Source organism: Bacillus norwichensis (assembly GCF_014836955.1).
Classification (GTDB): Bacteria; Bacillota; Bacilli; order Bacillales; family Bacillaceae_C; genus Siminovitchia; species Siminovitchia norwichensis.
Genome location: NZ_JACSPV010000029.1, coordinates 43531 through 55769 on the forward strand (window position 1 = coordinate 43531; position 12239 = coordinate 55769).

10 protein-coding genes and 1 riboswitch are annotated in these 12239 nt (G+C 40.6%); of the genes, 1 reads left to right on the forward strand and 9 read right to left on the reverse strand.

The window, feature by feature from the left end; translation table 11 throughout:
- Positions 1-66 precede the first annotated feature (66 nt).
- Positions 67-315: a ferredoxin gene (locus H9631_RS15090; protein WP_120115089.1), complete on the forward strand. Its 249-nt coding sequence runs from the start codon at positions 67-69 to the stop codon at positions 313-315.
- Between the two features lie 506 nt (positions 316-821).
- Here H9631_RS15090 and H9631_RS15095 read toward each other — a convergent pair.
- The 9 genes from H9631_RS15095 to H9631_RS22415 all read right to left on the reverse strand — a co-directional run.
- Positions 822-3824 carry an efflux RND transporter permease subunit gene (locus tag H9631_RS15095; RefSeq protein WP_191814210.1) on the reverse strand — a complete coding sequence of 1001 codons (3003 nt, stop codon included), beginning with the start codon at positions 3822-3824 and terminating at the stop codon, positions 822-824.
- Between the two features lie 268 nt (positions 3825-4092).
- Positions 4093-4674, reverse strand: a complete 582-nt coding sequence (locus H9631_RS15100; RefSeq protein ID WP_191814212.1) for an ECF transporter S component — start codon at positions 4672-4674, stop codon at positions 4093-4095.
- A gap of 160 nt (positions 4675-4834) precedes the next feature.
- Positions 4835-4968, reverse strand: a riboswitch (FMN riboswitch).
- Between the two features lie 199 nt (positions 4969-5167).
- Entirely contained in the window at positions 5168-6943 is a 1776-nt protein-coding gene (locus H9631_RS15105) for an ATP-binding protein (protein WP_191814214.1), read from the reverse strand.
- A complete protein-coding gene (locus H9631_RS15110; protein ID WP_160707273.1) occupies positions 6940-7656 on the reverse strand; it encodes a response regulator transcription factor in 717 nt (238 codons plus the stop codon). The genes H9631_RS15105 and H9631_RS15110 overlap by 4 nt, the downstream gene beginning before the upstream one ends.
- A 105-nt stretch (positions 7657-7761) precedes the next feature.
- The gene (gene ccsB / locus H9631_RS15115; protein WP_191814216.1) at positions 7762-8955 is read right to left on the reverse strand and encodes a c-type cytochrome biogenesis protein CcsB; all 1194 of its coding nucleotides are present in this window, start codon (positions 8953-8955) and stop codon (positions 7762-7764) included.
- Entirely contained in the window at positions 8952-10595 is a 1644-nt protein-coding gene (gene resB / locus H9631_RS15120) for a cytochrome c biogenesis protein ResB (protein WP_191814218.1), read from the reverse strand. The genes ccsB and resB overlap by 4 nt, the downstream gene beginning before the upstream one ends.
- Positions 10596-10601: 6 nt before the next feature.
- On the reverse strand, positions 10602-11144 hold the full coding sequence (resA, locus tag H9631_RS15125; RefSeq protein WP_191814220.1) for a thiol-disulfide oxidoreductase ResA: 543 nt from the start codon (positions 11142-11144) through the stop codon (positions 10602-10604).
- Positions 11145-11262: 118 nt separating this feature from the next.
- Entirely contained in the window at positions 11263-11988 is a 726-nt protein-coding gene (locus H9631_RS15130; protein WP_191814222.1) for a pseudouridine synthase, read from the reverse strand.
- A gap of 67 nt (positions 11989-12055) precedes the next feature.
- On the reverse strand, positions 12056-12239 hold a 184-nt coding region (locus tag H9631_RS22415; RefSeq protein ID WP_225221071.1), incomplete at its 5' end, for a hypothetical protein.

Genomic DNA, 12239 nt, shown 5'->3' on the forward strand with positions numbered 1-12239 from the left:
TAAATCTTCATGCCAATTATGTTACCCAAACAACATTGACATAGATGAGTGATAGGAGGATTATAAGTGGCCAAGTTTACAATGGTCGACCAAGACACCTGTATTGCCTGTGGTGCTTGCGGAGCTGCTGCTCCTGATATATATGACTATGACGACGAGGGATTGGCATATGTCGTCCTTGATGACAATAAAGGCATTGCGGAAGTTCCCGATATTTTGGAAGATGATATGATAGATGCGTTCGAGGGCTGCCCAACTGAATCTATAAAAGTTGCCGACGAACCATTTGACGGAGATCCATTGAAGTTCGAATAGATTTTAGAGAGTCTCTCTAAAATGTTCCGACAGTATATCAGTTGGAGAAAACAGTTTTTTTGTTTTTCTTCAACTGATTTTTCTATTTTTTAGGTTTTTTCTCTTAAGAGCTGCTAATGGATGACGAATCTCCGAGATCTTCAACAATTCATCTCCTGGCCCTTTTTCTTACCTTCAAAGCTGTACTTTAAGAAAATATTCAGTTTGGCTGAATTAAGCCGGCTGCTTACTTCGATGGAATACTAGCTGCGTTAGCCTAAAAGGTGTAATAATAGCCTCTTTGACTGACATGCTGTCTGAGAAAAAGAATACTCTCCATATTAGATCAATTACTGAGAATGCTCTCCCCCCACTTTCTTTTGTCCCACTGTTCGTGACTGCTTTTATTTAAAACCCCAAATGCTCGGCATCTTACTTTACGAGCATTAGTCACCGCTTTTATGAGAACAGCAAAGGACGGGTATTAAACCCGCCCTAAACTCCTCCTGTTTTTCTGAAAATTCACTTTAAATTGCTATATCAGCCTCTTTTTCCAACCGCTGTTTTTTTGCCTTTTTAAAATAAAATAGCTCATATACTACGGGGATGATGACTAATGTCAGTAACGTCGCTGCAGACAATCCACCAATCACCACTACAGCTAGCCCTTTTGAAACAATGCTTCCCATTTCTTCCTTACCGATCAAAAGTGGGATCATGGCAAAGATAGTAGCCAAAGCGGTCATGATGATCGGACGGAACCTTGTAGCACCAGCCTCAAGCAAAGCTTGTCGTATTGGCATTGTCTTTTCATTCTGCCTTACCCGGTCGAGTAAAACAATTGCATTTGTTACAACAATTCCTATCAGCATAAGTGCCCCAATCATAGCGCCTATATCAATAGGTGTCCGGGAAATAAGCAATCCTAGAATGGCACCGATTAAAGCCAACGGCAATGTAAACAAAATAACAAGCGGGGCCCGAAGCGTTTTAAATGTGAGAACCATAATCAAGTAGACTAGGCCAATAGAGACTGCCATCAATTGGAATAATTCCATAAACTGTTCTGACTGTGCACTTGCTGCTCCCCCATATTCTAGTGAAACCCCATCAGGCAAAGACAATTTCTCCGCCTTCATATTGACTTCATTCGCTATTTTAGAGAGATTTTTTGAGTCTGCCTCCACATTAACCCGAACGTATTCTTTGTTGTCTTTCCGAAGAATACTTGTTGGTTTCTCCGCTCTTTCAATCTTTGCAATGGATGAAAGCTCCACAGTTTTTTCATTAGCAATGACAGAAATATCCTTTAATTCATTTTCTGAAGTTGGATGGATAGAGCTGTCAAGCATAACTACAGTATCTTTCCCTTCCAGCTTGATCATACCAATTGGAAATGGGTTCAGCATCGTCTGCACTTGCTTCGCCACTTCCTCTGTGTTTACCTTCTTCTGATTGACATTAATATCATAGACTGTTTTTAGTTCATTTTGATTGCTTGTAACTTTTTCTACTCCATCGATCCCCTTAACTTCATCCATCACTAGCTTGGATGCTTCGATTAGTTTATTGGCGTCGTTTCCGACTACATCCAATGTGATTGTTGAATCACTAAAGTTTACAAGGGTGGCAAACATTATATCGAAGTCTGCTTCTGTGTATCTTTCTTTTTCCTTCTCTATCTTTTCCATCACTTTTTCGGTATCTGCATCTTTCTTCATCACTACGTGGAAGCTTCCTTGATTTTGTGAATTAATCTGGCTGAATTGTGCGTCCTCCGGATTCGAGCCAAGGAAAGTAATCACTTCTTTCACTTCAGGCTGATCCATCAAAAAGGACTCAAATACAAGAACTTCATCCTCTACTTTTGAAAAAGGAATATCATCTGGATAAACCATGCTTACGGACACATCATTATCCGCTGCATCAGCCGTCCCTTTCGGCATAACAGCATACATGCCTACCGCTCCGATAAAAATAAACAAAGATAGTATAAGCGGCACCCATTTATGCCTTAAACTCCAATCCAGTACTTTAATATACCGTTTCGGTTTCTTGTACACTGGCATTTTGCCCTGCTTCAACATCCGTGAACCCATAAGCGGAACTACGACTAATGCAACAAGAAGCGAGGAAAGGAGCGCATATGTAATCGTCAGCGCAAACGGGAGTAATAATTCTTCAAGTGACTTCACGAGTCCCATTGGTAAAAATACAGCAACAGTTGTCAATGTCGATGAAGTGATTGCTGCTGCAACCTCTTTTGTTGAGGTCACAATGACTTCTTTGGAAAAATCTCCGTTCTGAGCTTTTCTGAATATGTTTTCGATCACAACAATACTATCATCTACCAAGCGGCCCACGGCTACGGCAACTGCGCCAATCGTCAATACATTTAGCGTAATTCCGGATTGTGAAAGCAAAAATAGAGTTAATCCAAGAGATAACGGGATGCTCACAATGGTGATGAGTGTCATCCGAAGATGTCGCAAAAAGACAAAAATAACAATTGTGGCAAATAAAGCACCAATAAGTACCGCCTGCATCATGCTATCTACAGAATTAACTATAAATTCAGAAAACGAAATAAGCATAGACGCCTCGATTGCAGGATTAAATTCCTTATTCACCTTCTTCATTGTCTCTTCTACTTTTTTACCAACTGAGACAGCATTGGCATTGGACTCTTTATGAAGAAGCAATGCTACAGCTTCCTCTCCATTCACTCTTGTAAAAAATGTTTCACTTGAATCATTAATACTGACCTTAGCAATATCTTTCAGACGAATTTCCGAAGCTAATTGCAGGTTCTCAAGTTCTTTTATTCCATTTATCTTTCCAACCACTTTCAAATTGGCTTTTCGGTTGTCAATGGTTTCTTCGCCCACTGCCACTGCAAGATTCTTTCCTTGGAGAATCCCCATCAAAGCCTGAATAGGAATATGGTAATCAGTCATTTTTTTCTGATCAAGTGTAATATTCACCTGCGTCTGCTGTTTCCCATATACAAGTACATCAGATACTCCCGAGATGCCCTGGAACATCGGAATAATCTCATTTTCTATTTTCTCCATGTCATCTCGGTTGATTCCTTCGGGAAAGGAAAGCCCGATTTGCCATAAAGGAATCATATCCAAGTTTAACTGAGACACGATTGGTTTTGTATATCCCTCTGGCAGCTCAATAGTAGCTAATGCCTCTTGAACCTGAGTTTTAGCTTCTTTCATATCTACCGAAGGATCTAATGCAATATCTATGGATGAATACCCATCCGCAGACGTAGAAAATACATGTTTTTTACCTTTCACCGATCCAATCGCTTTCTCTATAGGCTTTGTGACTTGTTCAGCCATGGTATCTGCATCGGTCCCCTGCCCCATGACAATGACTGTTACTGCAGGGTTATTTGCAGAAGGCATAAACTCCTTTGGCAATGTAAAATAACTGAGTGTTCCAAGCCCTAAAATCAGGACAGTCATCAAAATGACAGCTGACTTATTTTTTAAGGCCCAATTTGTAAGTCTAATCATTCATTTCCCCCTCAAAAGTATTACTCCCACAACATCAGTATAATTTATTGACTGATTTATCATATAGACTAAAGTCGTAATTTTCCTTACTCCTTTGTATTTAGTTAGAGGAGAAAACCGTATACCACAAACTCAATTCCCCCCATCATATGACGTAGAACGTCCCTCTAGTTTGCAAAAATTCGTATTATTTTCATTATTTTTAAAGCAATAATGAAAAGAGCCAACAATGAAAAGCTTCATTGCTGGCTCTATTGAAATAGCTATTTTATATATTCCGATAAACAACTTGCTTATCAATCCAATTACGCATGCGGCTGTATACAAGTAAAAAGATGAGGGTTACAATGAGCCCTTTGATTATATTAAATGGCAGGATAGCGGCTACAACCAGCTGGCGAAGATCCGAAGTTGACATTGGGTCCCAACCAAGCAAGATTATATAGGCCGGCAGAATTGCCACATAGTTCAGGATACTCATGAAAACTGCCATAAATATGCTTCCAATGGTTAACGATACAGCTAATCCCCATTTTATTTTCAGTTTTTTAAACACATAATAAGTCGGTAATACAAACATCGTTCCTGCCAGGAAGTTCGAAAAGTTTCCAATTGGAATACCGGCTTCGCTACCGATCATTAAATAATCAAGAATATTTTTAATCAATTCGACTATTATTGCTGCAAGTGGACCGAACATCAACGCAGCGATCAATGCAGGAATATCGCTGAAATCCACGGTGAGATATGCCGGAAACGGCGGAATTGGGAACTTAATGAGCATCAGTACAAAAGACAAACTGCTCAGCATCCCGATTGCTACAAATGATCTCGTATTAAATTTTTTCAAAATCCTCTCTCCTTTGAGATTCACCCCATGTTGAAGAAAGGTAAGCCGAATTTCACTGCCTAAAAATGAAAAATCCCTCAAATTTTTAACTTTTGAGGGAGGATTAAGGCATCTCTTAATAAACGTTCAAATTCCTGCAATTTGAACGTAAAGCGGCTACCTTCATCTTCTCCCATCCAGACTATACTGTCGGCTTTGGAATCGCACCAAATCCTGCCTTTATCAGGCTCGCGGGCTCAGAGACCTATGCTCATTACCGCCGGTCGGGAATTTCACCACGCCCCGAAGATGAATCATATATGTTATTAAGCTTCATTATACATCAAGAGTTTGAATTTGTGAAGATATTTGTCTAAAAACTATAGTTTGCCTGTCTTAATGACGTCATACACCTTATTGATTTAGCTGAACCAAGCTTTTATCAAATTCCTTCGGCTTCTATCAATTTGTTACGCATGAAACAAGATTAGACGTCAATATTCAGCAGATTTCCTCATTTTCTATTTGGCAAAAACAAAGTAAAGGTTGTTCCTTCACCAAGCTTGCTTGCCACTGTCAGTTGGCCATGATGCGCGTCAATAATATTCTTGGCGATGGCAAGTCCAAGACCTGTGCCGGCCCTTCCTCTCGTTCTCGCTTTGTCCGCCTTATAAAAACGTTCGAATACAAACGGCAGATCTTCCTCTGGTATCCCTGTACCATCGTCTTGCACCGAAATGGTAAGACCGCCTTGTACGCTGGATTGAGTAACGACTATTTTGCCATTTTCATGCGTATGCCTTATCGCATTGTCAATTAAATTCGTTAGCACTTGTTCAATTTTATCAGGGTCGAGCGAGAACATGATGTTTTCTTTATCTAGATGGCTTTGCAGTTTAATTTTATTATCCCGCGCGATTGTTTGAAATTTAAAAGTAATCCTTTCGACAAATGCTCCGACATCCACTTCTTCAAAGTTTAAAGTAATGTGCCCTGCTTCCATTCTCGCCAAATCAAGCAATTCATTGACAAGCCTTCCAATCCGAAGTGATTCATCGTAGATAATTTTAATGATTTCTTGCTTTTCCTCTTCAGAACCGGCAATATCATCTATGATTGCTTCACTGTATCCCTGAAGCATGGCAATCGGAGTTCGAAGCTCATGAGATACATTCGCCACAAAATCAATTCTGAGTTTGTCCAAACGGCGTTCCTCTGTCATATCTCTTATCACTGCCACTGCACCGCGCACACTCTTTTGATCATGAGTATAAAGCGGACTGACAATCACCACATAGTACCGCCCCTGAATCGTTAGTTCACCAGTATGTTCTTTTTCATCAGCTATGGCCTGTTCCAGCAAATCCGCCATTTCAGGTGGAATCGGATTCGCTTCGTTACCATCAATGGGCCATTGCTGCAAAAACCTTTCGGCTGGAGGATTTGTAATCAAAATAGTTCCGTCCCGACTGAATGTCATAACGCCATCAGCCATACTGCTCAGAATGCTTGTCAGCTGTTCCTTCTCCTGCCTTAAAACATTCATATTAAATTTCAGGCGTTTCCCCATTTGATTGAAGGCAATGGCCAACTCTCCAATTTCATCCTGACTTAGAAACGGTACCCTTGTATCAAAATTCCCCTTCGACAATTCGAATGCAGCTTCTTTCATTTTACGCAGGGGCGCAGTAATACGCGTAGATAAAAAGAATGCGAAGATGGTCGTCAACACAATAGCGATTCCTGCTGCCAATAAAATGAGATTAGCTGTCTGTTTCGTCGTTTCCTTCAGAACCCCTAGTGATTGATAGATGAAGATAGCTCCAGTTTCCTTATCATTCAGATGAAGCGGAACACCAGCCACGAGATAATTTCTAAATCTGCTGCCTGGATCATGAAGATCAGACAGAGAGAGTTCTTTCTTCACCACTTTTTCTTCTGTAAATACAGTGCTCAGTTCATCATCGTTCAAGAACACGTAGGAAGGAATTTTATTCTTTTCCTCGATGTTGGGAGAATAATGAAATTTCTCTTTATCATAGGCAATGGCGACCCTCATCGGAGCGTCCACAATTTCAAATACAATTTCCTCACCGAGTCCATCATTCCGGTGAGATTCAATAATTCCTGATATTTTTTCAGCTGTATCTGACAAGCTCTTTTCAATTTGGTTTACATGATATTTCTCAAAAAACTGTATCAGTAATATGGTAAGAATAATCAAAACAAAGGAGACCAGCAGCAGAATGGTCATCCATACTTTTCCAACAACACTGCGCCAAAGTCTCATTCATTTCCTGCCTCAAATTTATAACCGACTCCCCAAACAGTGACAATCATTCCTGCTGCTTTTTCCGATACGCGGTTTAATTTCTCGCGCAATCGCTTAATATGAGTGTCTACTGTTCTTAAGTCCCCGAAAAATTCATATTGCCATACTTCTTTTAACAGATGCTCGCGGTCAAACACCTTATCAGGTGATTTGGCTAGGAAATGGAGAAGCTCATATTCTTTCGGAGTCAAGTTCACTTCTTTTCCATCAGCTGTAACCCGGTGAGCATCATGATCAATTGATAAATGCGGATAGACGATAATATCTCGCGCTGTCGGGTCAGTTTGAAGAAAGCTTGTTTGAGAAGACCTCCTTAGAACAGCTTTTACCCTTAACACCACTTCCCTCGGACTGAATGGCTTGACAATGTAATCGTCTGCCCCAACTTCAAAACCCTGCACTCGATTTGCTTCTTCGCCTTTTGCAGTCAACATGATAATCGGAGTGGCCTTTTCTTCACGTAATTCCTTACAAACTTCAATACCGTCTTTTTTCGGCATCATCAAATCAAGTAAAATACAATGATATTCGTTCAGAAGTGCTTTTTCAAGCGCCTCTTCACCATCAGCCGCCTCATCAATAACGTAATTCTCACGTTCAAGATACATCTTTAATAATCTACGAATACGATCTTCATCATCTACAACCAAAATTTTGACTTCTTGTTCCATTTTCTTTCCCCCTTGGCTTCATCTTAGCGTACTTACTTACTATTGTATAAGAAAAACGCCCACACCTAAAGAGTGAGGGCTTTGAGCAAAAAATTTCGCCATTTATCATGCATAGGAATGAAGACCTGCAATAATCAAGTTGACGAATACAAGATTGAAAATGATAATGGCAATCCCAACAACCGCAAGCCATGCAGACCTTTCTCCATGCCATCCCCTTGATAATCGCAAATGAAGAAATGCGGCATAGAAAAGAAATGTGATAAGTGCCCATACTTCTTTCGGATCCCATCCCCAAAATCTCGTCCAAGCAATCTGGGCCCAAATCATTGCAAAAATGAGGCCCCCCAGGGTAAATACTGGAAATCCAATTAAGACTGACCGATATCCGATCTCATCAACAAGATCAAGGTTAACATTTTTGACTAGCGGTTTTAATAACAAGCTGACCCGCTTTCTGGTAATAAGCCGAATCAGTAAATAAAGAATTGTACCAGCAATGACCGTCCAAATAACAGTATTGAGTTTCTTAGCATTCACAATAGCCGGCATCGTTACAAGCGGGCTCATGCGATCCTTGGTCAGGAGTTCCCCTTCATGGGGTCCAACAAGAGCAGGCAGTTGATAAGACGTTTCTGCTGGAGTGTCATTTTTGTCCACCCATGCAAAATCTGCATTATAATGCGCTAAATTGAACGATGTTGAAATAATGATAAAAGCAATAGTCGCAACAACACAGTACATGATAGCCTCAAGCCAAAAGGATCTCTTATCCTTAACTGTAGGGTCAACAGATTTTAATAGGTAAATAATGCCCGCTACAAAGCTGATGGATAAAATCGCCTGTCCTGCTGCCGCTGTTGTAACATGGATATGAAGCCAGTCACTTTTCAATGCAGGAATCAGCGGACTAACATCCCTTGGAAACATGCTTCCATAAGCAATTAAAAGAAAAGCTGTCGGCAGGGCAAACAATCCGAGCACATTCAGTTTATAAATAAAGAACAGAAGAATGAAGGCACCAACAACCATCATTCCAAAAAAAGTTGTAAATTCGAAAAGGTTACTGACAGGTGCATGCCCAGCTGCAACCCATCTTGTAATGAAATAACCTAGCTGGGATAAGAAACCAATCACTGTTGCAATGATCGCAAGCATTCCCCAACGGTTAACTCCCGTCTGCTTTTCCCTCCCCCGTTTATCACGGATGGCTCCGCTGAAAAGGAAGGTTGCAACAAGATATAATATAAGTGAAGCATATAGCAAATTGCTGCTTACCTGGAGGAGTCCTGTCATCATGTATTCCCACTTTCTTTTCCTGTATTTTCTCCCGTCTGATCGATCACATCTGGTATAGATGTATCTGTAATCAAATCAGATATATCTTTTTTCAGCCCATGCCAGTTTTTATTTGTATGGCCGGCAATTAAAATTTCTTCATCTTTACGCTGAAGCCAGATTCTTCGGTGCATCCAGAACGAGCCTTGAATGACACCAATCATGAAAATAGCACCGCCGATTCCCAGAATCCATAAAGTCATGTCTTTTCTAACAGTAAGCGCTGTTGCATTTCTTGTGTCAATACCTTTGAAGGTCATTTTATAGTCAGTTTCGCCCAACGGCTCCACCGTTTGCTTAATGGCTGTAAAACTGACTTCTCCCTTCGGATGTTCTGGTGAGATCATATTAAACACAAAAGCGGGATTGTTCGGATTTGGTGATTGAGTTTCAGGCTCCCCATTCTCGGCAAAGCCGGAGAAATCTGGATAATAGCCAACTAGCTCAACTTTATATCCATTGCCCAAATCATAGCTGTCCTTCGGATCAAATAAATCGATTGTCACATCTCCATAACCCTTTTCCTGCTTCTTGTTCATCAAGGTAAAAGTCATTGATTGAAACTCATCTGCCCTGTAGCTTGTTTGATAGATAGCGAAGTGGTCGAACTTCAAAGGTTTATTCACAATAATTTTTGCTTTTTTCACTTCGACAAGCTCGCTGTCTGAGCCAAGAGTCTCTTCAGGATCCCGTTTGTATAGCACTACATCAGATTGGAATTCCTTTACTACGGAACCCACTTTCTCCAAGGCAGAATTGTATACTTCCTTGTCTTTTTCCTTATCATAAAAATCAACTGTGAATTTTTTATTTTCCAAGGCATATTCGTTATTTGTCCCAGGAATTGTTTTTGTTTCTCCGTCACGTAACCAAAGCACTTCATCGATATACATGCCAGGAACGAATCGCAGCATTCCTCCAATCAGGAATATGATGAGTCCAATATGGTTGACATAAGGACCCCACCTTGAAAACCTTCCTTTTTCTGCAAGGATACTTCCGTCTTTTACGCGGATATGATACTTTTTATCCTTAAGGCCCTTTTTGAACTTTTCAATGTCCTCATCAGAAATATTTGTTTCCTTACGATTAAAAAGTCGCTGCCTCTTCAAGAACCCTTCGTGGCGGTCAACCCGTTGGTTTTTTAATGCTCTATGAAGCGGAACCGCTCTGTCCAAACTACAGATGACAAGGGAGACCCCTATTGAAGCAATCAACAGCAGATACCACCAGGAGCTATATAAATCGTGTAAACCGAGCCAATAATAGATCTGGCCCAAAGTACCGTATTGTTCGCCATAATATTGAGCTGGATCCGCATTTGGCGGTATGTACATTACTTGGGGAAATATAGTTCCAAGCGCTGAGGCAATCAACGTGATAACAATCAGCCAAATTCCCACTTTGACCGAGGAAAAAAAGTTCCACGTTTTATCAACGAAAGTCTTATTGTACGTTTGTGACCGACGTGCGCTCCCTTCATAACGCATGTCATGGAGTTTTCCCTTCTTTGCCTCATCCGTGAGGGCACGTCCACATGATTCACATAGGATGGTCCCGTGCGGATTGACATGGCCGCAGACACATTTTACTTCTTTCATAAATAACTAGCTCCCCTTAGGTTTGATACTCTCCATCATTTCCCTAATTTTTTGCTCTGTTAATTGACCTTCTTCAACTTTTATGACCTTACCTTCAGGACTAACAAGAAGGGTGGCCGGTAAATTGAAGACACCATACATATTCATGATATCTTTGCTTTTGTCTTTTAAAACTGGAAAATCCAGTCCATGTTTTTCCACAAATTTATTCACTTGGAATTCAGGCTCGCCAACATTGACCGCCAATATTTCGACTCCTTGGTCTTTGAATTTAGCGTATTGATTATTCATATACGGCATTTCCCGCTCACATGGCTTGCACCACGTTCCCCAGAAATTCAAGAAAACACCTTTCCCCTTATAGCTGGACAATTGATGCTTGTCCCCATTCAAATCTTCTAATACAAAATCTGGAGCCATATCTCCAGCCGAAATCCTTGATCTTGAGTCCTTCGTAAAGTTTGCATATAACGTATAAATAACAGCAGCCGTCATGACAGTTAAAATAACTGTTCTGATAATCAAACGACGCTTCTTTTTCGAAGCCATAAGAATCAACCCAACCTCCTTGAAGCACAAATATTCAACACACATTATATCACTATATAAGTTTTGTTAAGGCTTTTGATATGAAGGTTATGTGAATATCGAACAATTCCTATCTACATCATTGCCCTGTTTTGGCTAGAACTTTCAACCTTTTGACCTCATGAGGAGTTAATTCCCTGAATTCCCCTGCATTTAGACCATGCAGATTGAGAAAAGCAAGATTTTCCCGTTTTAGCTTCATTACAGGATGCCCTATAGCTTCCAGCATTCTTCGTACCTGGCGGTTTCTGCCTTCGTGGATGGTGATTTCCACAATCGCACTATTCTTTCTCTTATCTGCCGTTTGGAGCTGTACTTTTGCTGGAGCTGTTTTTCCGTCTTCTAGAACAATTCCTTTTTCTAATTTTTTCAAGACTTCACGTGCTGGGATTCCTTTTACTTTGGCTACATAAGTTTTCTTGATTTCATGCATCGGATGTGTCAATAGATGAGTGAATTCACCATCATTGGACAAAAGCAAGAGTCCGGACGTATCATAATCCAGTCGTCCGACCGGATACACCCTTTCAGTAATATGTTCAAAGTAATCTGTAACAACTTTGCGGCTTTTATCATCTTTAACAGCGCTGATTACTCCCCGCGGCTTATAAAACAAAAAATATCTTTTTTCTTCTCCCACAAGCGGGATGCCATTCACCTCTATTTTATCCGCTGGACCCACTTTCGTGCCAAGTTCAGTCACAACTTGACCGTTCACTTTTACTTTTCCTTCAATAATTAATGTCTCTGCTTTTCGGCGTGAAGCTACTCCAGCTTGAGCAATGACTTTTTGTAATCTTTCCATTTTCTCACCTCTAGGGATGCTTTTTCTGTATGAATTATTGCATACAACAATAGAAAATCAAAGAATCTTAGCTTCTAGTCATCATTTCTTCAAAAAGTAATGATATTTTCTTCACAATCAAAACCACCCGTGAGAACGGGTGGTTTGCTCTGCGGCTGAAAGCCTTTGTTGCTGGCCAGCCCTGAAAGGGCACTGAAAAGTTCGCCAACCGCACTACTCTTCCGGCTAACCCTAAAAGGGTTCCCCTATCT

What these genes read in the sequence shown, in the direction of transcription:
- H9631_RS15095 (WP_191814210.1), bottom strand. Translation starts at nt 3,824, where the DNA reads ATGATTAGACTTACAAATTGGGCCTTAAAAAATAAGTCAGCTGTCATT.
- H9631_RS15105 (WP_191814214.1), bottom strand. Translation starts at nt 6,943, where the DNA reads ATGAGACTTTGGCGCAGTGTTGTTGGAAAAGTATGGATGACCATTCTG.
- H9631_RS15110 (WP_160707273.1), bottom strand. Translation starts at nt 7,656, where the DNA reads ATGGAACAAGAAGTCAAAATTTTGGTTGTAGATGATGAAGATCGTATT.
- ccsB (WP_191814216.1), bottom strand. Translation starts at nt 8,955, where the DNA reads ATGATGACAGGACTCCTCCAGGTAAGCAGCAATTTGCTATATGCTTCA.
- resB (WP_191814218.1), bottom strand. Translation starts at nt 10,595, where the DNA reads ATGAAAGAAGTAAAATGTGTCTGCGGCCATGTCAATCCGCACGGGACC.
- resA (WP_191814220.1), bottom strand. Translation starts at nt 11,144, where the DNA reads ATGGCTTCGAAAAAGAAGCGTCGTTTGATTATCAGAACAGTTATTTTA.
- H9631_RS15130 (WP_191814222.1), bottom strand. Translation starts at nt 11,988, where the DNA reads ATGGAAAGATTACAAAAAGTCATTGCTCAAGCTGGAGTAGCTTCACGC.